The sequence below is a fragment of the Pseudomonas sp. LB3P93 genome (assembly GCF_054898025.1).
In genome coordinates this window covers 4,592,717-4,614,293 of sequence record NZ_CM142713.1, presented here as the reverse complement: position 1 = coordinate 4,614,293, position 21,577 = coordinate 4,592,717, and the positions used below count along the sequence as shown (strand labels likewise).

19 protein-coding genes are annotated in these 21,577 nt (G+C 55.4%); 15 read left to right on the top strand and 4 right to left on the bottom strand.

Annotated elements, in window-relative coordinates; all coding sequences use genetic code 11:
- Positions 1–23 precede the first annotated feature (23 nt).
- The 8 genes from ACYZT8_RS20795 to ACYZT8_RS20760 all read left to right on the top strand — a co-directional run bounded on the left by ACYZT8_RS20795 (position 24) and on the right by ACYZT8_RS20760 (position 9,339).
- On the top strand, positions 24–1,058 hold the full coding sequence (locus tag ACYZT8_RS20795; protein WP_461975521.1) for a polysaccharide biosynthesis protein: 1,035 nt from the start codon (positions 24–26) through the stop codon (positions 1,056–1,058).
- Positions 1,059–1,062: 4 nt separating this feature from the next.
- A complete protein-coding gene (wbjC, locus tag ACYZT8_RS20790; RefSeq protein WP_461975519.1) occupies positions 1,063–2,181 on the top strand; it encodes a UDP-2-acetamido-2,6-beta-L-arabino-hexul-4-ose reductase in 1,119 nt (372 codons plus the stop codon).
- Between the two features lie 108 nt (positions 2,182–2,289).
- Entirely contained in the window at positions 2,290–3,420 is a 1,131-nt protein-coding gene (gene wecB / locus ACYZT8_RS20785; RefSeq protein WP_461975517.1) for a non-hydrolyzing UDP-N-acetylglucosamine 2-epimerase, read from the top strand.
- A 16-nt stretch (positions 3,421–3,436) separates the two neighbouring features.
- Complete coding sequence (locus ACYZT8_RS20780; RefSeq protein ID WP_461975515.1) at positions 3,437–4,690, top strand: glycosyltransferase family 4 protein; 1,254 nt, start codon at positions 3,437–3,439, stop codon at positions 4,688–4,690.
- Positions 4,687–5,649, top strand: coding sequence for a UDP-glucose 4-epimerase family protein (locus tag ACYZT8_RS20775; protein ID WP_461975513.1), 963 nt, complete (start codon positions 4,687–4,689; stop codon positions 5,647–5,649). The genes ACYZT8_RS20780 and ACYZT8_RS20775 overlap by 4 nt, the downstream gene beginning before the upstream one ends.
- A gap of 116 nt (positions 5,650–5,765) precedes the next feature.
- Positions 5,766–6,782, top strand: coding sequence for an MraY family glycosyltransferase (locus ACYZT8_RS20770; RefSeq protein WP_461982573.1), 1,017 nt, complete (start codon positions 5,766–5,768; stop codon positions 6,780–6,782).
- A gap of 116 nt (positions 6,783–6,898) precedes the next feature.
- A complete protein-coding gene (locus ACYZT8_RS20765) occupies positions 6,899–8,893 on the top strand; it encodes a polysaccharide biosynthesis protein (RefSeq protein WP_461982571.1) in 1,995 nt (664 codons plus the stop codon).
- A gap of 110 nt (positions 8,894–9,003) precedes the next feature.
- Positions 9,004–9,339 (top strand): ComEA family DNA-binding protein, encoded by a 336-nt coding sequence (locus ACYZT8_RS20760; protein WP_461975511.1) that lies wholly within the window; start codon positions 9,004–9,006, stop codon positions 9,337–9,339.
- 65 nt (positions 9,340–9,404) lie between these two features.
- Here ACYZT8_RS20760 and ACYZT8_RS20755 read toward each other — a convergent pair whose 3' ends face one another.
- Positions 9,405–10,670 (bottom strand): chain-length determining protein, encoded by a 1,266-nt coding sequence (locus ACYZT8_RS20755; RefSeq protein ID WP_461975509.1) that lies wholly within the window; start codon positions 10,668–10,670, stop codon positions 9,405–9,407.
- A 486-nt stretch (positions 10,671–11,156) separates the two neighbouring features.
- Between ACYZT8_RS20755 and ACYZT8_RS20750 the strand changes: the two genes are divergently transcribed.
- Entirely contained in the window at positions 11,157–11,951 is a 795-nt protein-coding gene (locus ACYZT8_RS20750) for an SDR family NAD(P)-dependent oxidoreductase (protein WP_461982569.1), read from the top strand.
- Positions 11,952–11,983: 32 nt separating this feature from the next.
- The gene (gene fabF / locus ACYZT8_RS20745; RefSeq protein WP_461975507.1) at positions 11,984–13,258 is read left to right on the top strand and encodes a beta-ketoacyl-ACP synthase II; all 1,275 of its coding nucleotides are present in this window, start codon (positions 11,984–11,986) and stop codon (positions 13,256–13,258) included.
- Here fabF and ACYZT8_RS20740 read toward each other — a convergent pair.
- Positions 13,255–13,812, bottom strand: coding sequence for a TetR/AcrR family transcriptional regulator (locus tag ACYZT8_RS20740; protein ID WP_461975505.1), 558 nt, complete (start codon positions 13,810–13,812; stop codon positions 13,255–13,257). The genes fabF and ACYZT8_RS20740 overlap by 4 nt on opposite strands.
- A 176-nt stretch (positions 13,813–13,988) precedes the next feature.
- On the opposite strand from ACYZT8_RS20740, the gene ACYZT8_RS20735 reads away from it, so the two are divergent.
- On the top strand, positions 13,989–14,642 hold the full coding sequence (locus ACYZT8_RS20735; protein WP_461975503.1) for a GntR family transcriptional regulator: 654 nt from the start codon (positions 13,989–13,991) through the stop codon (positions 14,640–14,642).
- Positions 14,643–14,657: 15 nt separating this feature from the next.
- On the top strand, positions 14,658–15,509 hold the full coding sequence (locus ACYZT8_RS20730) for an urea carboxylase-associated family protein (RefSeq protein WP_461975501.1): 852 nt from the start codon (positions 14,658–14,660) through the stop codon (positions 15,507–15,509).
- A 46-nt stretch (positions 15,510–15,555) separates the two neighbouring features.
- Here the strand turns inward: ACYZT8_RS20730 and ACYZT8_RS20725 are convergent, their stop codons facing one another.
- Both ACYZT8_RS20725 and eat read right to left on the bottom strand, forming a co-directional pair.
- Positions 15,556–15,723 (bottom strand): DUF2897 family protein, encoded by a 168-nt coding sequence (locus ACYZT8_RS20725; protein WP_094468421.1) that lies wholly within the window; start codon positions 15,721–15,723, stop codon positions 15,556–15,558.
- Between the two features lie 138 nt (positions 15,724–15,861).
- Complete coding sequence (gene eat / locus ACYZT8_RS20720; protein WP_461975499.1) at positions 15,862–17,226, bottom strand: ethanolamine permease; 1,365 nt, start codon at positions 17,224–17,226, stop codon at positions 15,862–15,864.
- Between the two features lie 404 nt (positions 17,227–17,630).
- Here eat and kdpF point away from each other — a divergent pair, with 404 nt between their 5' ends.
- Genes kdpF through kdpB form a run of 3 tightly spaced genes read left to right on the top strand, consistent with a single transcriptional unit; the run spans position 17,631 to position 21,491 of the window.
- Complete coding sequence (kdpF, locus tag ACYZT8_RS20715) at positions 17,631–17,720, top strand: K(+)-transporting ATPase subunit F (protein ID WP_007899818.1); 90 nt, start codon at positions 17,631–17,633, stop codon at positions 17,718–17,720.
- Positions 17,721–17,728: 8 nt separating this feature from the next.
- Positions 17,729–19,423, top strand: coding sequence for a potassium-transporting ATPase subunit KdpA (gene kdpA / locus ACYZT8_RS20710; protein ID WP_461975497.1), 1,695 nt, complete (start codon positions 17,729–17,731; stop codon positions 19,421–19,423).
- Between the two features lie 10 nt (positions 19,424–19,433).
- Entirely contained in the window at positions 19,434–21,491 is a 2,058-nt protein-coding gene (gene kdpB / locus ACYZT8_RS20705; RefSeq protein ID WP_461975495.1) for a potassium-transporting ATPase subunit KdpB, read from the top strand.
- The last annotated feature ends 86 nt before the right edge of the window (positions 21,492–21,577 follow it).

Here is a 21,577-nt window from a genome sequence, read left to right as displayed (position 1 = left end):
CGCGCATTACTCTAGGGTCTAATATGTTCGGCGGAAAAACGCTCCTCATCACTGGTGGCACTGGCTCTTTCGGGAACGCTGTTCTGAAACGCTTCCTCGACAGTGACATCGCTGAAATCCGCATCTTCAGTCGTGACGAGAAGAAGCAGGATGACATGCGCAAGCAATACTCCAACTCTAAGCTGAAGTTCTATATTGGTGACGTGCGTGATTACCAGAGCATTTTGAATGCGACTCGTGGGGTTGACTACATCTTCCACGCAGCAGCATTGAAGCAAGTGCCTTCATGTGAATTTCACCCGATGGAGGCCGTAAAGACGAACGTCATTGGCACTGAAAACGTGCTGGAGGCGGCTATCCAGAATTTGGTCAAGCGAGTGGTTTGCCTGAGCACCGACAAGGCTGTTTACCCGATCAATGCCATGGGGATTTCCAAGGCGATGATGGAAAAGGTAATGATTGCAAAGTCTCGGAATGTAGATGATAAGAAGACCATCATCTGCGGTACTCGATACGGCAATGTCATGGCATCTCGTGGGTCTGTCATTCCGTTGTTCATTGAGCAAATTCGCGCTGACAAGGCGTTAACGCTCACCGATCCAAACATGACCCGTTTCATGATGACGCTCTCTGACGCGGTCGACCTTGTTTTGTATGCGTTCGAGCACGGTAAAAATGGTGATCTGTTTGTTCAGAAGGCGCCTGCAGCGACAGTAGACACCTTGGCAAAAGCGCTCACACAGATGCTCGGGAAACCTCGGCATCCGATTCAAGTGATCGGGACCCGCCATGGCGAAAAGCTGTACGAGGCCCTTCTAAGTCGGGAGGAAATGGCCTGTGCCGAAGACAAGGGTGAATATTACCGAGTGCCACCCGACCTGCGCGATCTGAATTATTCGAAGTTCGTCGAGGAAGGCGAGGAAAAGATTTCCACGACCGAGGATTACAACTCTCACAACACCGAACGTTTGGACATCGAAGGCATGCAGAATCTGCTACTGAAACTCGAATTCATGCAAGCCATCAAGCGTGGTGAGCACGCCGTGCCTGAGGAGTGAATGGATGAGAGTCTTGATCACCGGGGCTAACGGCTTTGTAGGCAGGAATCTTGTTGCTCATTTGAGTGAACGAAAAGACGTTGAAGTTGTAACTTTCAATCGGGCCGATGATATCGCCATTTTGCCTGAATTAGTTTCTTCAGTGGACTTCGTTTTTCACTTGGCGGGTGTTAATCGGCCTCAAGTTGAGACCGAGTTCACAACGGGAAATACTGATCTCACTCTTGCACTTTGTGACGCGATTAGAGCAAGCGGCGCCCCTGTTCCGGTTCTTTACACCTCTTCCATCCAGGCTCAGCTGGATAATCCGTACGGCGTTAGCAAATTTCTCGCAGAACAAGCGTTGCTTTCGTTGAAGGATGAGTTAGGTTCTAAAATATATCTTTTCCGTTTGCCCAATGTTTTTGGCAAGTGGGCCCGACCTAACTACAACTCTGCAGTGGCGACGTTCTGTCACAATATCGTCAATGGGTTGCCGATCAAGATTAATGATCCTGACGCGTTGATCACTCTTGTCTATATTGATGATGTTATCGCTAAATTTATTGCCGCGTTGGACTTGCAAGTTGTCGCAGACTCCTTCGTCGAGGTCGAGCCTTGCTACAGCATCAGTGTCGGTTCGCTGGCTAATCAGCTGGAAGCGTTCGCCAAAAGCCGGGTCAATTTGGTGACGCCACCGGTTGGCGAAGGATTGGTCCGTGCTCTTTATTCTACCTATGTAAGCTATTTCTCTGCGCAACAGTTTACGTATGAAGTACCCAAGCATGAAGACCCCCGCGGTGTCTTTGTCGAAATGCTGAAAACCAGTGATAGCGGTCAATTCTCTTACTTTACCGCTCACCCGGGCGTGACGCGTGGTGGCCACTATCATCATTCGAAGACTGAAAAATTTCTGGTCATTAAAGGCAAAGCTTGCTTTCGTTTTCGCCATGTTGTGTCTGGTGAGTTTTACGAGTTGGTTACCTGTGGGGAAAAACCCGTCATCGTCGAAACGGTGCCTGGATGGACGCACGATATTACTAATATCGGTGACGACGAGTTGATCGTCATGTTGTGGGCCAATGAAATATTTGATCGGTTGCACCCGGATACTTACGCTCGACCAGTAGGGGTTGAAGTCTAGTTGTTTTTGGAAGACGGGGCATGGTTTACCTGTGCCGAGGGTTGTTGCAGGTTCAGAGACCTATTGGTCACCTTGCTCGGTTTCGTTGTATTTGCATAGAGCGTTATAATGAAAAAATTAAAAGTATTAACTGTTGTTGGTACGCGTCCTGAAATAATTCGATTGTCTCGCGTTATTTCGAAACTGGACCAGGTTTGTGATCATGTACTCGTCCATACAGGGCAGAATTATGACTATGAATTGAATGAGATTTTTTTTCAGGATCTTGGCATTCGCAAACCCGATCATTTTCTCAATGCCGCAGGGCAGACGGGCGCAGAGACCATCGGTAATGTAATTATTGCAGTGGATCGGGTATTGGCAGAAGAAAGCCCCGAGGCATTACTGGTGTTGGGAGATACCAACAGCTGCATGGCAGTTATCCCTGCCAAGCGCCGCAAGATACCGACCTTTCATATGGAAGCGGGTAATCGCTGTTTCGATATGCGAGTCCCCGAGGAGATTAACCGGAGAATCGTCGACCATACTGCTGATATCAACCTCACCTACAGCAGTATCGCGCGTGATTATTTGTTGAGGGAGGGGCTGCCCTCGGATATGGTCATTAAAACCGGCAGCCCGATGTTTGAAGTGCTCCATCATTATCTCGAGGGTATTGAAGCGTCGGACGTGTTAACTCGTCTGGGCCTCGAGGTAGGCAAGTTTTTTGTGGTCAGTGCACACCGTGAGGAAAATATTGATTCAGATAAAAACTTCCTGAAACTGGTCGATGTACTCAATACGGTGGCTGCTGATTATGGCTTGCCTGTCATCGTATCTACGCATCCTCGTACGCAAAAGCGTGTCGATGCCATGGGTATCGTTTTCCACGAAAACGTGCGGCTGTTGAAACCTTTGGGATTCAAGGACTACAACAAACTGCAACTCTCTTCTAAAGCGGTCCTGTCCGACAGCGGCACGATTAATGAAGAGTCTTCGATATTAAACTTCCCGGCGCTGAACATTCGCGAAGCGCATGAACGCCCGGAAGGTATGGAAGAAGCAGCGGTGATGATGGTCGGACTGGATGTCGAACGAGTCCTGCAGGGTTTGCAAATATTGGAGTCGCAGAGCCGTGGCGCCGATCGTACGTTGAGGCTGGTGGCGGATTACAGCATGCCGAATGTTGCCGAAAAGGTGGTGCGTATCATCCACAGTTATCGTGATTATGTAATGCGTACGGTATGGCGACAGTACTGAGTGGGCGTAAGATTTGATGGATAAGTCACTGAAGATTTTGGTGGTCAGTCAATACTTCTGGCCGGAAAACATGCGCATCAATAACATGGTCGAGGGCTTTGTTGCAAAAGGCCATGAGGTGACAGTGCTGACAGGTTTCCCCAATTATCCTGAGGGAAAAATGTTCAAGGAATACGAAAGTGACCCCGAGAAGTTTTCTGCGTATTTCGGCGCCAAAATCTACCGTGTTCCAATGCTCGCGCGCGGTACCAGTAGTATTTCCCTAGCGCTCAACTATCTCTCATTCTTTGTCAGTGCTTCGGTTATCGGGGCATGGAAGCTACGTGGGCGCAATTCCGATGCGATTTTTGTATATGCGGTTTCGCCAATCATGGCTGCTATTCCGGCTCTGGTAATCGGATGGTTGAAGAAGTCTCCGGTGTTCGTGTGGGTTCTTGATCTTTGGCCAGAAACGCTTAGTGCCGTTGGCATAATAAAGAATCCAAGACTGTTGTCGTTGGTCGGTAAAATGGTTTCTTTCATTTACAACCGTACTGACTATTTACTGATGCAGTCGAAGTCATTTGATGAGAATGTCAGAAAGTACTGCACAAAGTCTATTTCGGATGAACGTCTGGTTTACTTTCCCAGTTGGGCTGAGGACGACTTCTCCTGCGCATCCAGTGAAGAGTCTGATCTTCTTCAATCTGATGACTCGGTTTTTACTGTGGTTTTTGCTGGAAACATTGGAGAGGCCCAGGATTTTCCCGCCATTCTTGACGCGGCGGAGTCGGTCGGCAACGAAATACCCGTTCGCTGGGTGATCGTGGGTGACGGCCGCGTCAGCGGTTGGCTGCATGACGAAGTTTCGGCGCGAGGGTTAACCAATATTTTCCTCCTGGGGCGGCACTCGCTGGACAAGATGCCGCCATTGTTTGCCAAAGCCGATGCGTTACTCGTTTCGTTGAAGACCAACGAAGTCTTCGAGAAAACCATCCCCGGTAAGGTTCAGGCCTACTTGGCCTCAGGCAAGCCGATCATCGCCATGATCGATGGCGAGGCGGCTCGCGTGGTCAGCGAGTCTGGAGCGGGAATGGCCTGCCGCTCGGGAGATTCTCTGGCATTGGCAGGCATCGTCCGAACGATGGCTGAGCTCAGCCCTCACCAGCGAGAAACCATGGGAGAGGCGGGCAGGGCGTTTTATATCAGGAATTTTTCAAAAGCCAGATTGTTTGATCGTCTGGAATCGCTATTTCGCACAGCCAGCCTGAGAAGGAATGAAAAACGATGAGCAGGATACTTTTAACGGGAGTGTCTGGCTTCGTTGGCGGGGCGATTCATCAACGCCTCTCGAAAGATAATGTCAGGCCATTGACAGTGGCACTACGGCAACCCTTGCCAGAACTGCCCACCTCGACGACGCAAACGCTGGTATCTGCATTAGACGGCGATACCGATTGGACCGAGGCCCTGGCTGGCGTTGATGCGGTTATCCACAGTGCGGCCCGTGTCCATGTGATGAATGATACGTCCGAGGATCCGCTAACGGAGTTTCGTCGGATCAACGTTGCCGGAACACTTAACCTCGCGACGCAAGCAGCAGACGCGGGAGTACGGCGGTTTGTCTATATAAGTTCGATCAAGGTCAATGGAGAAGGAACTGTACTCGGCTCGCCTTTTTTTGCTGATGCGGTGCCGGGGCCCGTTGATCCTTACGGCATTTCAAAAATGGAAGCCGAACAAGCGTTGCGGGTGCTCGCTGACCGAACCGGAATGGAGGTGGTGATCGTGCGTCCTCCCCTGGTCTATGGCCCTGGCGTAAAAGCCAACTTTCTCAGCATGATGCGCTGGTTGAATAAGGGCATACCGTTACCTTTTGGTTCAATACATAACCGGCGCAGCCTTGTCGCACTGGATAACCTTGTCGATTTGATTGTTGTCTGTGTCGATCACCCAGCGGCGGCAAACCAGACCTTTCTGGTGAGCGATGGCGAGGATCTTTCTACTTCCCAATTGTTGCGCAGGATGGGCACTGCATTGGGGGCGCCTGCCCGCTTGCTACCGGTTCCGTGCTGGATGCTGGAAACGGGGGCCGCTGTATTGGGCAAAAAAGATCTTTCCCAAAGGTTGTGTGGTTCGCTTCAAGTCGACATCACCAAGAATCGTGAGCTGTTGGGCTGGGAACCTCCTAACAACGTAGATCAGTCCTTGATTGTTACGGCCCGGCATTTCTTGAAAAGCAGCGGGTGATTTGTCATCGACGTTGAACCCGTCGTCATAAAAATTGGCGGGCTACGGCCTCTTTTATCCAGGGACATGGCCGGTCAGCCCGGTAGTGACCTTTTGCTTCAGGAATAGAATCGTTGATTACAATTTGGTGGCTGTTTGCAGCGGTTGCGGTGGCTTCGCTCGTGATGACCTGGTTGCTGCGTCGTTACGCGATTGCGAGCAGTTTGATGGACATGCCCAACGTGCGCAGTTCCCATTCTGTACCGACACCCCGCGGTGGCGGAGTGGCGATCGTGCTCAGTTTTTTGATCGCGATCCCTCTTTTAGCGTTCTGGGACGCACTTCAATGGTCGAGCGCCTGGTCAATTTTGGGCGCGGGATTGCTGGTAGCTACTGTAGGTTTTCTTGATGATCACGGACATATAGCGGCCCGATGGCGATTGTTGGCGCACTTTAGTGCCGCAGCCTGGGCCCTTGCCTGGATGGGCGGTATGCCGCCCATCCAGGTGGCAGGCGAGGTGTTTGATCTGAGTTGGGCTGGGCATGTCCTGGCCGCTATCTATCTGGTATGGATGCTCAACCTCTACAACTTCATGGATGGCATTGATGGAATCGCCAGCGTCGAAGCCGTGTGCGCGTGCCTTGGCGCGTGCCTGGTTTATTGGCTGACGGGGCAGCAAGAATTGATGATCGCTCCATTGTTGCTGGTGGTGGCAGTGATTGGATTCCTTTATTGGAACTTCCCTCCCGCCCGGATTTTCATGGGTGACGCCGGCAGTGGTTTTCTCGGGTTGATTCTCGCCATCCTGTCCTTGCAAGCTGCCTGGATCGATCCAGGTCTTCTGTGGGTCTGGCTGATTTTGTTAGGTGTTTTCATTGTCGATGCGACATTTACGTTGGGGCGACGTTTGTTGCGGGGCGACAAAGTGTATGAGGCGCATCGTAGTCACGCTTATCAGTTTGCCTCGCGTGTGTACGGGCGCCATTTGCCTGTCACCCTGACCGTCGTGGCTATCAACGTATTTTGGTTGATTCCGGTGGCCGTGTGTGTTGCCTGGTGGAAAATGGACGGTGTACTGGGGCTGATAGTGGCTTATTTACCGCTGATTGCGTTGGCGATCAAATTCCATGCCGGGGAGCTCGAAAAACCTTAATCATCAGGCCCGATCCGGGCTATTTTCTGTTGTTGTTTTCTCGAGCGTAGAGTGACGCTGCTGTACACTCTGGAAATGGAATAGGTCTAGGAGTTGCCGCAGTGCACAAAGGGTTTATGGATATGCTAAGAACAAAAATGTTGGGGTTGCCGAGACGCTATAAGCGTGCGCTTCAGGTAGTTACCGATGTTGTCTTAGTCTGGCTTGCCCTGTGGTTGGCATTTTTGGTTCGTCTGGGAATCGAGGATGCCGCAGGACCTGTCGAAACTCATCCTTGGCTTTTCATCGCTGCACCTGTAGTTGCCATTCCAATCTTCATTCGTTTTGGTATGTATCGTGCCGTGATGCGTTACTTTGGCAACGATGCGCTCATCGCCATTTCCAAGGCTGTGAGCCTGTCTTCTTTGCTGCTGGCGCTGGTCGTATTCTGGTATAGCGATCACACGGTCACGGTGCCTCGTTCAATCGTTTTCAACTATTGGTGGTTGAGCTTGATCATGATTGGCGGGTTGCGTTTGATTATGCGCCAGTACTTTCTAGGGGACTGGTTTGCTGCCTCACTGCACGTACCGTTTTACAATCGCGACAACGGCCTTCCCCGGGTCGCCATATACGGTGCTGGCGCTGCCGGCAACCAATTGGTAGCGGCCTTGCGCATGGGGCGAGTGATGCGGCCCGTCGCGTTTATCGATGATGACAGCAACATTGCTGATCGCGTGATTGCCGGGTTGCAAGTGTATAAGCCCAAGCATATTCAAGACATGATCGACGCCACCGGGGCGGAACAAGTCCTGCTGGCAATTCCTTCCTCCAATCGTGGCCGTCGGCGGGAAGTACTGGGCTTTCTGGAGCAATTTCCGTTACATGTGCGTAGCGTCCCTGGCTTCATGGACCTGGCAAGCGGGCGAGTGAAAGTTGATGACATTCAGGAGGTTGATATCGCCGATTTGTTGGGGCGCGATACCGTCCCGGCGCAGGCCGACCTGCTGGAGCATTGTATTACCGGAAAAAATGTATTGGTGACTGGCGCGGGGGGATCAATCGGGTCGGAACTCTGTCGCCAAATCCTATCGTTGAAACCAACGTCCCTCCTTTTGTTCGAGCACAGCGAGTTTAATTTGTACTCGATCCTGTCAGAACTTGAACAACGGGTTCAGCGAGAGTCGCTGTCTACACGACTGTTGCCTATTCTGGGGTCTGTGCGCAATCAGGAAAAGCTCCGGGATGTCATGACGACCTGGCGAATCGACACGGTTTATCACGCGGCCGCTTATAAACATGTTCCTATGGTGGAACACAATATCGCTGAAGGTATATTGAACAACGTTATAGGGACTCTAAGCACCGCGCAGGCTGCTTTACAAGTTGGTGTTGCAAACTTTGTGTTGATCTCTACAGATAAGGCGGTCCGTCCAACCAATGTAATGGGGAGTACCAAGCGTCTTGCCGAACTGACGTTGCAGGCGTTGAGTCACGAAGTTGCACCGGTGTTTTTCGGTGATACAGCTCATATTTCCCAAATAAACAAAACTCGGTTCACCATGGTTCGCTTTGGTAACGTTTTAGGATCCTCTGGTTCCGTCATTCCCCTTTTCCACAAACAGATCAAATCGGGTGGACCCTTGACGGTCACCCATCCAAGAATTACTCGTTATTTCATGACCATCCCTGAAGCAGCGCAGTTGGTTATTCAAGCCGGCTCAATGGGGCGGGGCGGTGATGTGTTTGTTTTGGACATGGGCGAGCCGGTTCGAATTGTCGAACTGGCGGAGAAGATGATCCATCTATCGGGTTTGAGTGTTCGTTCTGAAAAGAATCCACAGGGTGATATTTCAATCGAGTTTACGGGTTTGCGCCCGGGCGAGAAGTTGTACGAGGAGTTGTTGATTGGCGACAATGTCGAAGCCACCCAACACCCGATGATCATGAGCGCCAACGAGGATTCCTTGCCTTGGGATGTGCTTAAAGTGCGCTTGAGTGAATTGCTGAAAGCCGTTGAGCAAGATGAATATGCTCGAGTGCGCCAAATATTGCGCGAGACCGTCAGTGGCTATACCCCCGATGGCGAGATTGTCGACTGGATCTACCAGCAACGTCGCCTCGAACCCTGATTGTTTCACATCCTGCAATAGACACATTTTTGACAGTCTCCAGACATCGCCTAAATTGAGGTGGCAGCTTCGGAAAAGCTGCTTTCCCAATCGATGTCATGGAGCTTCATATGCGTACTTGTTACTTCTACTCTCTGGTTTTTGCCCTGCTCACCAGCACCTCTATTGCCGCAATCGCTGCGCCAACGGTCAAGTCAGAGGCCGGCAACGCCCCACTTACGATGGGGGTAGAACCCAAGCTCCAATCGGACAAAGTCGATTTAAATCAGGCGGACGCGCCGACCTTGCAGCGAGAATTGGCGGGAGTGGGGGAAGCGAAAGCCAAAGCTATTGTTGCTTATCGGGAAAGCAATGGGCCTTTCGCATCGGTAGATGAGTTGTTGGAAGTGAAAGGAATCGGGAAGGCGATACTGGATAAAAATCGCGAAAAAATTTCAGCGAACTAAGCAATAAAAAGTGATAGGGGCCGGCAGCTGCCGGCCTTCTATCCGATCAAATATCCAGGCCCTATTTACAGCAATCTAAACGCACGTCGACCCCACGCTAGCGCTACACCTAGAGATAAACCAAGCAAAAGACCATATCCGACGATTAGAGTTTTCCTTGGTTTTATCGGTGACTGAGGTTCCGACGCAGGTTTATCAATACGGACCAACTCAAGTTGATCGAAGTTGATAGTCAGACTTTTCAATCGTGCGAGATCTGCACGACTGTCCACAAAGCCTTTGACGAACAGTTCTGGATTTTCACGCTCTTTCAGGGCTCCCGCCTCGCGGTTGGTAGCCAAAAGGCTGAGTTCTTTTTGAATTTGGTCAATGCGGGGCTCGGTAAAATCATCCGAGCGACGAGAAACCAAAGTTGAGCGCTCTGCTTCAAGAGCTAACTGGCCCATGAAGTAAAGTGGGATTTGCTGGTTATTAACCTCGGTGCGTACAGTGTTGCCTTCTCTACTGCTCCCCATTTCAGCCAGGGATGAGGGTGTGGAAGGTTTTGTAATACCCAGTTGTTTGGCAATCCCTATAGCTTCGTCAAGTTCCTTGATACGGTTTTGCTTACGGGTTTGCAGCTGTTGGCGCAATGCTTTCAGTTCGTCCTGTAGCTTTTGCTTTTTAATTTCATCCTTCTCAAGAAGGTGAGCTATATCTGCGCTCGTATTAGCCTCATAAGCCGCTTTCTGGGAATCAAGATTTTTCTCTATCCTGTCGATCCGGTTATTAATCAAGGTTCTCAAGTTGGATTCGATTTTATCTTTTTCACTTGAGACTACGAACGTTGTGAAGTCATTTACAATACCCACGCCGTCAATACCCTTCGGATATTTTAACGTCAGATCTATGGTGTCTGACAGGCGTGCGCTCTTTTTTGAGTCACTCTGCGTTACGGTGAAAGCGCTTCTATTGAACGATTCAACCGCCTGCTCTATCGAAGTGCCCGGTCCGCGAATGGGTGCCAGATACTGCGGATTAGCCGTGAAAAACTTCAACCTGACATCATACGACTCCATGGCGGAGCCGATTCTCTGTAGTGCTTCCAGCGGGCTTATCTTGTAGAGGCCAGACTCATTGAGCTCATCGAGATCAGTAATTCCTACCGGTCTGATAGACGTGCTGATTTCGAATTCCGGAGTGACAAGCGATGCATAGGTAAGCGCCGCAGCAAATCCAATACCAGTAAACAGTAAAACGACAGCTCGCTGCTTCCAGATGCTTTGTACCACTTCCCTGATTTCAATCACGTCGAGTTTATTGTCATGCAATATGTTGGCTGGAGTATTCATCGCTCGCTCAAACGTCATAGACACTTTAACCAAACGTGCCTGGGGGCTAGTCGCAATATTTAGTTAGATAACACATCGACTTACATTTTCATTTTTGCTCATTGAGCGTTTCACCGCAAGGGCGAAACGGCTTCAATTTCCCGAAATAGACACCTTCGCCGAATTTCAGAAAACTCTTATCCCATTTTCAGTAGAGCAACGTTTACCTCTGGCCCGTTGAGCGAGACACAAGTCAACGCGTTCGCGCACGCGCGTTGACTATGCTTACTTCGATTGATTTTTTCTAACGCGATTTCCTTTGCGAAAGTTGGGGTAGCAAAGGACGACAGTCGATGTGTCTCGGTAGGAAAGATGAATGAGCAGCCATCCATCGGAATGAAAATTACGCGTGTAATATTTTTATTGGATTGTGCCTATAATCTATGTGCGCCTGGCGATCTGCTGGAGTCAGGCGAACAGGTTTCCCTTCCTCTCAGGAGCACTGTCATGAATTCTGTCCAGACTCAAGGTACAGCCCTCGTCACCGGTGCTTCAGCCGGCATCGGGGCCGTTTACGCTGAGCGATTGGCTGCGCGCGGTTTTGATTTGTTGCTGGTCGCTCGCGACGAGCAACGTCTGGAGGCCGCAGCGAGCATGTTGCGCGCCGAGCACGGCGTTCAGGTTGAGGTGCTTAAGGCTGATTTGACGCAAAAGGATGACGTGCTGAAGCTCGAACAGCGTCTGCGTAGCGATTCAAGTATCAGCCTGTTACTGAACAACGCCGGTGTCGCCGCAGACGGTCTGTTGGCAAATTCCGACATGGACCAGATGGAAAAACTGATTCAACTTAACGTCACCACCGTCACACGCCTGGCATCGGCAGCGGCCGCCGCTTTCGCCAAGGCAGGCCGCGGCTCGATTATCAATATCGCCTCGGTGGTGGCGTTGTTTCCTGAGCGATTCAATGCGACCTACAGCGCAAGCAAGGCTTATGTGTTAAGTCTGACCCAGTCGTTGAACGCGGAACTGGACGGTACCGGGGTCAAGGTTCAGGCCGTGTTGCCAGGCGTCACACGCACCGAAATTTGGGAGCGCTCGGGTATCGACGCTTCTCAGATCCCCGCAGAAATGGTGATGGAAGCAGGTGAAATGGTCGATGCGGCATTGTCCGGTCTGGACCAAGGTGAGCTGATCACCATTCCATCGTTGCCAAACGCCTCCGACTGGGATGACTTTGTAAAAGCCCGTCTGGTCATGGCCCCGAATCTTTCCAAAAGTACGGCCGCCACGCGCTACAAGTGAGGCGCCTTCAATCGGCTTGAGGTAATTGCGGTATGAGTGATCGTCGAGTAGTTGTAACGGGCATGGGCCTGGTGTCTCCGCTCGGTAGCGGTGTCGAAGCGGTCTGGGAGCGTCTGTTGGCCGGGCGCTCCGGGTTGCGTAATTTGCCTGACGACGTGGTTACCGATCTGCCGGCCAAGGTCGGTGGCGCAGTGCTCAGCGTGGCGGAAGATCCCGAAGCGGGTTTTGACCCGGATCGGGCGACACCACCCAAAGAACAGAAGAAGATGGACCGCTTCATTATGTTTGCCATGGAGGCCGCGCGTCAGGCGCTGGAGCAGGCTGGTTGGCAAGCGCTGGACGCCAAGACCCAGGAACGCACCGCGACGATTATCGGCTCGGGCGTGGGTGGCTTCGGCGCAATTGCCGATGCGGTCCGAACCACGGACACCCGCGGCCCGCGACGTTTGTCGCCATTCACCATTCCTTCGTTTCTGGTCAACCTCGCGGCCGGTCATGTGTCGATCCAGCATGGTTTCAAAGGTCCGTTGGGTGCTCCGGTGACGGCGTGCGCGGCCGGGGTCCAGGCGATTGGCGATGCCGCACGGCTGATTCGTTGTGGTGAGGCGGATATCGCTGTATGTGGCGGCGCTGAGGCTGCGATCGATCGGGTCAGTCTGGCCGGGTTCGCGGCGGCACGTGCCTTGTCCAGCGGTTACAACGAAACACCGGAGCGCGCCTCACGGCCGTTCGACAGTGGCCGTGATGGCTTCGTGATGGGCGAGGGAGCTGGTCTTCTGGTGATCGAATCACTGGAACATGCTCTTGCTCGTGGTGCTAGACCTTTGGCCGAGCTGGTCGGATACGGCACCAGTGCTGACGCCTACCACCTGACTGCCGGCCCGGAAGATGGCAGCGGTGCGCGCCGGGCGATGTCACTGGCATTGGCTCAGGCAGGTATTTCTGCAGCGCAGGTGCAGCATCTCAATGCTCACGCGACTTCGACCCCGGTCGGGGACTTGGGAGAGTTGGCTGCCATCAAGTCATTGTTCGGTTCGGACAACAAGGTCGCCGTGACGTCGACCAAGTCCGCCACCGGGCATTTGCTGGGTGCGGCAGGCGGGATTGAGGCGATTTTCACGCTGTTGGCGATCCGCGATCAAATCGTGCCGCCCACGCTCAACTTCGAAAACCCGGATCCGGCGGCGCAAGGTGTGGACATCGTCCACGGTCAGGCGCGGCCGATGGCGATCGAGTACGCACTGTCCAATGGCTTCGGGTTTGGCGGGGTTAATGCCAGCGTGCTGTTCAAGCGCTGGCAGGATTAGTCCTGGGGCTGTTTGAGAAACTCGCGTGTCACGTCGAGAATCCGCTGGGCCAGCTCTGGGTTCTCGACACTGCGTGATAGCAGCAACGCCCCGACCAAGGCAGACATAATGAAGATGCTGCGGTCGGCGGTATCTTCGCCTTCAAGCGTGCCTTGCACTTGTTCAAGCCTTGCATTGAGCACCACGTCAGAGGTAGGGCTGGGTTGTCCGCGCAGGCCCAGTTCCGATGACATGGTGGGCAGCGGGCAGCCTTCATCGGGCGTGGTCTGGTGCCATTCGGACAGGTAGGTATCGATGAACGTTTCCAGCGGGCGGTCCTGAGCGAAAAGCTCGGCGCAAGTGGCGTCGCACTGATCGGCGGCGGCCTGCAGGGCCTTCTCCACCAGCTCATCCTTGGACTTGAAATGCGAGTAGAAACCGCCATGGGTCAAGCCCAATGCTTTCATCAGGGGTTGCAAGCCGGTCGCGCCAATACCGTCACGGCGAAATCGCGCTGATGCTTCCTTGATGATGCGTTGATGGGTCTGGGCTTTATGGTCCTGCGAGTAACGCATCTGGAATCTCCGCAACAATGCGCCATCTTAACCAATGAAAATGGGATGGTGACTGTACTTCTACTTCTAAAAAGCATGCAGATGCGTCCAACTCCGTCCTGCCGCGTTGAATGAACTGGCACGAATAGTGATTACTGGTCAGTTGACGATTGTTGAACAATCACGAGGCGATGAGCATGAACAGTGGACTGTCCCTGGCCGACCACATCACGTTGGAGATACGCGCCGACATTATTGGCGGTCGCCTGTTGCCTGGCATGGCGTTGGTGGAAAACGATCTGGTGTCTGCCTACAACGCCTCTCGCAACACCATTCGCGAAGCGTTGCACCGTCTGGGGCAGGATGGTCTGACCCGTTACGTGCGCAACAAGGGCGTGATGGTACGCCGGCTGGGCGTGGATGATGTGCGGGATCTGTTTAAGGTTCGACGCACGCTGGAGTTGCAGGCCATCAACGTTAGCCAGCCACTTCGCGAGGACCAGTCCGAGCGAATGCTCGAGGCTCTGGAGGCCACCGAACTTGCCCGGGAGCGCGAGGACTGGCGCGCCGTCGGCACTCACAGCCTGGCGTTTCATCAACACATCGTCGGGTTACTGCGCAGCCCATTGTTCGATGAGTTTTTCACCAACGTTGTTGCGCAACTGCGCCTGGCGTTCTGCACCGCGCCCGATGAGTCACGTTTTCAGGCGCCCTGGCTGGCTCGCGACCGGCATATCCATGACCTGCTGGCCGAGGGCGACAAAGCCGCGGCGGAGGACGCCATGAGCCTTTATCTGAACGATTCCGAACACCTCCTGTTGCAGATGCTTGCACCGATTTCCCGTCAATGATCGAGGACTCTTGCCATGTACAAAGACTATCCGGCGGCCTATCAAGTCAGCAAAGGCTCGGCCTTGCAGGTGGACAAAGCCTTCTACGAACGGATCCGCGACATGAAGGAGGGTCGTACGCTGATCGAGCAGTTCGAAGTGCCGATCCGCACCGGTCGGGCATGGAACGTGCCGGCCGGACACGTGTTTCGCGTGACCACACCGGTCGGCCCGCAAGTGGGCGACTTCAACGTCTGGAATGCCAACGATCCGCGCGAGCGGCTATGGGCGGCCCGGACCCGGCAGCTGCAGGGCGCGCACGTCAGCACCCATGACCGGCTCTGGTCGAACCTGCCGTTTTTACGGCCACTGGTGACCATCACCGACGACAGCCTGGCCGGTTACGGCATCGACGAACATGGCGGTCGTTTGCACGATTTGCTGGGTACTCGCTGCGATCCCTATGTGAACAAAATGCTCACCGGCGAGGATTTCCATCACCACTGCCACTCCAACCTGACTCGCGCCGTATTGCCCCATGGCCTGACCGAGTTCGACGTGCACGACGTGCTGAACATCTTCCAGTGCACGGGCCTGAATCATGACGACATGTACTTCATGAAAGCCTGTCCGGCGCAGAAGGGCGATTATCTGGAGTTCTTTGCCGAGATCGATTTGTTGTGCGCGCTGTCGACCTGTCCGGGCGGTGATCTGTCGCTGGCCATGTGGGGGCCGGATGCGCAGGACCCGCTGAGCGTCTGTCGCCCGCTAGGGGTGGAAATTTATCAGTTGGAGGATTCGTTGCTCGAGGGATGGAGCCAGCCGGAGCGTGCAGCGTACAAAGGGCTGCATGGCCTGCACATTGCCAAGGCGGATTGGGAACAGTAGAGACGCAAAACCCTGTCATTCATTTAAGAACGACAGGGTTTGTTTTTTAGCGGTCCTGCGCATCCTTGGCATCCGCTTCCGCGTTGCGTTCAGCGACACGTTTACGTTGCTCTTCGGTGAGGTCGACCTTGTTGGCGGTGTCACGCAGCATCATCAAACCACCAACGATCGAGCCGATTGCAACGACCAGAATCAACCAGGCATACCAGGGCATAGGGCTCTCCTTGAGGGCAGGCCGATTGACGGGTTTCGCCAATCGATCGTGCATACCACTTTGAGCGATGAATTTTCGCACTGGTTCCATCGCAGTCGTTCCATTCTATGCCTGATATGACAGCAGCACCGCGACTGTTTAGAGCCCGGTCAACATCGCGTCCGCCGGCGCATCCGCGCGCAACTGCGCCGTGAGCATGAAGTACACGAAGCCCACAGCCATGAAGCCGAGGAAGATCAACCCGATCAAGGTGTTGAACCAGGCCATCGCCACCAGGCACACCGCAGCCAACAGCAGTGCAATCAACGGTACCAAGGGGTAGCACGGCGCGCGGAAAGTGCGCTCCAGGTTCGGTTCGGTTTTACGCAGCTTGAACAGGCTGAGCATGCTCATGATGTACATCACGATCGCGCCAAACACCGCCATGGTGATCATTGCCGCGGTCAGCGTCATGCCACCGAGGTTGATCAAACCGTCGCTGTAAATCGCAGCAATACCAATCACGCCGCCGGCAATGATGGCCCGGTGCGGGGTCTGGAAGCGCGACAGTTTGGCCAGCGACGCTGGCAGGTAACCGGCGCGGGCGAGGGCGAAGAATTGCCGTGAGTAGCCGAGGATGATCCCGTGGAAACTCGCCACCAGGCCGAACAGGCCGATCCAGACCAGCATGTGCAACCAGCCCGAGCTTTCGCCGACCACGGTTTTCATCGCTTGCGGCAACGGGTCGTTGATGTTCGAGAGGGTGCGCCAGTCGCCGACGCCGCCAGCAAAGAACATCACCCCCATGGCCAGCAACACCAAGGTCAGAATACCGCTGATGTAGGCTTTGGGAATTGTGCGTTTCGGGTCTTTGGCCTCTTCGGCGGCCATGGCGGCACCTTCGATCGCCAGGAAGAACCAGATGGCGAAAGGAATCGCCGCGAACATCCCGGCAATCGCCGGCGCCCCGAACACATCGGAACCGGCCCAGCCATTGAGTGCGAAGTTGCTGAAGCTGAACGCCGGGGCGACCACGCCCATGAACACCAGCAGTTCCGCCACGGCCAATACGCAGACAATCAACTCGAAGGTTGCGGCCAGTTTCACCCCGAGAATGTTCAGGCCCATGAACACGATGTAAGCGCCGACCGCTGCATGTTTCGGGTCAAGGGCGGGGAATTGCACATTCAGATAAGCGCCGATTGCCAACGCAATCGCCGGCGGGGCGAAGACGAATTCGATCAGCGTCGCCAGCCCGGCAATCAATCCACCTTTCTCGCCAAAGGCGCGGCGACTGTAGGCAAAGGGGCCGCCGGCATGGGGAATCGCTGTCGTCAGCTCGGTGAAACTGAAGATAAAACAGGTGTACATGGTGGCGACCATAAACGAGGTCACGAGGAACCCGAGTGTGCCGGCCACGCCCCAGCCGTAACTCCAGCCGAAATACTCACCGGAGATCACCAGCCCGACGGCAATACCCCACAAGTGCAACGTGCCCAGCGTGGGTTTGAGTTGTGTGTTCATGCCTTTGCTCCCTGAACGGTTTGGACAGCTTCGGGGAGGGCGTTTGCAGTGGGCGTGCCAGTGTTGTGATGGCAGTCGTAAAGCGTAAAAACACGTCGTATCGGGGATGTTTGGCGCTGGATGAGCGGTTTTTGTGCGCCAGTTGGGGGCAGCGTCGTCTGTTATGCCGCCATCGCGGGCAAGCCCGCTCCCACAAGGATATGCGTTTGTCGATACATCACCGATCCCTGTGGGAGCGGGCTTGCCCGCGATGGGCCCTGCCAAAACAACGCTGTAACGCCGGCATAAACCCACTCTTTACTCTTTCTTTATGCCCAGCCAACCCCCTCGATCTCGCTCCTTTACAGCCTCCCTCCCGACAATGACTCCACACGCGGCAATACGCCGTAACACGGAGAACTTCCATGAGCGTTCTGGACGGGGTGTCACTGCTACTCGCAGTGGGGCTGTTCATTTATCTGTTGGTTGCGCTGTTGCGCGCGGACCGGAACTAGGAGCGGCTATGCACAGTTATGACTATTGGCTGATCCTGGCCTTCTTTGCCTTGGTGCTGATACCGGCACCGTTCCTCGGGCGGTTCTACTACAAGGTAATGGAAGGTCAGCGCACCTGGCTGACACCGATCCTGGGACCTGTGGAGCGTGGCTGTTATCGGGTGGCCGGCGTTGATCCGCAGGTCGAACAGAGCTGGCAGAAATACACCCTGGCCTTGCTCGCCTTCAACCTTGCGGGCTTCTTGCTGTTGTTTGTGATCCTGTTGTTTCAGGACCACTTGCCACTGAACCCGCAGAACCTGCCGGGCCAGGAGTGGACGCTGGCGTTCAACACCGCCATCAGCTTCATGACCAACACCAACTGGCAGGCCTACAGCGGTGAAGCGTCCCTGAGCTACTTGAGTCAGATGGTCGGCCTCACCGTGCAGAACTTCGTCAGCGCCGCCACCGGCCTGGCGGTATTGGTTGCGCTGTGTCGCGGTATCGGTCGCAAGTCGACCAAGACCCTCGGCAACTTCTGGGTCGACATGACCCGCGCCACCCTCTACGGCCTGTTGCCGCTGTGTCTGCTGCTGGCGCTGTATCTGGTCTGGCAGGGCGTGCCGCAAACCTTCGCGCACTACGTGAATGCCGTGACCATGCAGGGTGTTGACCAGGTGATTCCACTGGGCCCGGCCGCCAGCCAGATTGCGATCAAGCAACTGGGCACCAACGGTGGTGGCTTCTTCGGCGTCAACTCGGCGCACCCGTTCGAGAACCCGACGGCGTGGAGCAACCTGTTCGAGATGACCTCGATCATCCTGATCCCGGTCGCCCTGGTCTTCACCTTTGGCCACTACGTGAAAGACCTGCGTCAGAGCCGCGCGATCATCGCCTGCATGCTGGCGCTGTTCCTGATCGGCGGTGCGACTTCGCTGTGGGCCGAATACCAACCGAACCCGACCCTGAACAACGTCGCCGTCGAACAGACCGCGCCGCTGGAAGGCAAGGAAGCACGGTTCGGCACCACCGCCACGGTGCTGTGGTCGGTGACGACCACGTCGGCGTCCAACGGCTCGGTCAACGGCATGCACGACAGCCTCAACCCGCTGAGCGGCATGGTCGCGATGGTCAACATGATGGTCGGCGAAGTGATCTTCGGCGGCGTCGGCGCCGGGCTCTACGGCATGTTGCTCAACGTGTTGATCGCGGTGTTCCTCGCCGGCCTGATGATCGGTCGCACGCCGGAATACCTCGGCAAAAAACTGCAGGCCAGGGAAGTCCAGTTGCTGGTGGTGACCTTGCTGGTGATGCCGGTCGGCGTGTTGGTGCTCGGTGCGATTGCTGCGAGCCTGCCCGGTCCAGTGGCCTCGGTGAGTAACCCCGGCGCCCATGGTTTCAGTCAGTTGCTCTACAACTACACCTCGGCCAGTGCCAACAACGGTTCGGCGTTCGGCGGCTTCGGTGCCAACACGGCGTTCCACAACCTGATGCTCGGTCTTGGCATGTTGATCGGTCGCTTCGGTTACATCCTCCCGGTACTGGCGTTGGCCGGCAGCCTGGCGATGAAGAAAACCGCACCGATCGGTCAGAACAGCTTCCCGACGCATGGCCCGCTGTTCGTGACCCTGCTGACCGTGACCATTTTGCTGGTGGGTGGTTTGACCTTCCTGCCAACGCTGGCTCTGGGCCCTATTGCTGAACATTTGAGTATGGGCTTCTAAGGAATCCATCATGAATATGCCTGTAAGCAAAACCGTCGTCGCCAAGGCGCCGGAACAACCGAAAACCGCGATCTCGGCCCTCTGGCGCCCGGCGCTGGTGCAAGCCTTCGTCAAGCTAGACCCACGGCAATTGCAGCGTGCGCCGGTGATGCTGGTGGTCGAACTGACCGCTGTCCTGACCACCGTGCTGTGCTTCATTCCCGACAGCGCCGTGCCGACCTTCGTCGCTGCGCAAATCGCACTGTGGTTGTGGTTCACCGTGCTCTTCGCCAACTTCGCCGAAGCCCTGGCCGAAGGTCGCGGCAAGGCCCGCGCCGACAGCCTCAAGGCCGGCAGCGAAGGCTTGAGCGCCCGCCGCAAAACCAGCAACGGCACCTTTCAAGTGGTGCCGGCGACCAGCCTGCGCAAAGGCGATGTGGTGCGCGTTGAAGCTGGGGAAATGATCCCCGGTGACGGCGAGGTCATCGAAGGTATCGCCGCGGTCAACGAAGCGGCGATTACCGGTGAATCCGCGCCGGTGATTCGTGAGTCCGGAGGCGACCGTTCGGCCGTCACCGGCAACACCCGCCTGGTTTCTGACTGGCTGCTGGTGCGCATTACTGCCAACCCCGGCGAGTCGACACTGGACCGCATGATCGCTCTGGTCGAAGGCGCCAAACGGCAAAAAACGCCTAATGAAGTCGCGCTCGACATCCTGCTGATCGGCCTGACCCTGATCTTCCTGCTGGTGGTCGTCACCCTGCAACCGTTCGCCCACTTCGCCAACGGCAGCCTGCCGCTGGTGTTCCTGGTGGCGTTATTGGTCACGCTGATTCCGACCACCATTGGCGGTTTGTTGTCCGCCATCGGTATCGCCGGGATGGACCGTCTGGTGCGCCTGAACGTGATCGCCAAATCCGGTCGCGCCGTGGAAGCGGCGGGGGACGTGCACGTCCTGCTGCTGGACAAGACCGGCACCATCACCTTCGGTAACCGTCGCTGCACCGCTGTTTATGCAGCGCCCGGCGTGACCGCGAAGGAGCTGGCCGAAGGTGCGTTGTTCGCTTCGCTGGCCGATGACACCGCCGAAGGCAAGTCCATCGTTGAGTACCTGCGTGGGACTCATCCGCAACCTGAGCCCTCCGCTGACGTGTTGACCGCGGTGCCGTTCAGCGCCGAAACCCGCTTGTCCGGTGTCGATTATCAAGGCCGCGTGTATCGCAAAGGCGCGGTGGATTCGCTGCTGGCTTTCGTCGGCCTCAAACGCGCTGATCTGGCCCCGGCCCTGTCCCGGGAAATCGACAAGATCGCCCAGAGCGGCGGCACACCGTTGCTGGTCTGCGCCGAGGGTAAATTGCTCGGCGCGATCCACCTCAAGGACGTGGTCAAGCCCGGTATCCGCGAGCGTTTCGCCGAGCTGCGCAAACTGGGGATCCGCACGGTCATGGTGACCGGCGACAACCCGCTGACCGCCGCCGCCATCGCCGCCGAAGCGGGCGTCGATGACGTGCTGGCCGAGGCCACGCCAGAGAAAAAACTGGCGCGCATTCGCCACGAACAGAACGACGGTCGCCTGGTTGCCATGTGCGGTGACGGCGCCAACGACGCCCCGGCCCTGGCCCAGGCTGACGTCGGCATGGCGATGAACGACGGCACGCAAGCGGCACGCGAGGCGGCGAACATGGTCGACCTCGACAGCGACCCGACCAAGCTGCTGGACGTGGTGCAAATCGGCAAGGAATTGCTGGTGACTCGTGGTGCGTTGACGACGTTTTCCATCGCCAACGACGTGGCCAAGTACTTCGCCATCCTGCCGGCGTTGTTTGCCTCGATCTACCCGCAATTGGGCGTGCTCAACGTCATGCACCTGAGCAGTCCGCAGAGCGCGATTCTGTCGGCGATTGTGTTCAACGCCTTGATCATCGTGGTGCTGATTCCGCTGGCGCTGCGGGGTGTGCGAGTGCAGGCGGCGAGTGCGGCGGCGCTGTTGCGACGCAATCTGTTGATCTATGGACTGGGCGGGATTCTGGTGCCGTTTGTGGGGATCAAGGCGATCGACATGCTGTTGACGGCGTTGCATCTGGTTTAGCGGTTGATAAGCGGAGGGGAGCTGCTTTTTGTGGCGAGGGAGCTTGCTCCCGCCGGGCTGCGAAGCAGCCCCCTCCCAGACACCGC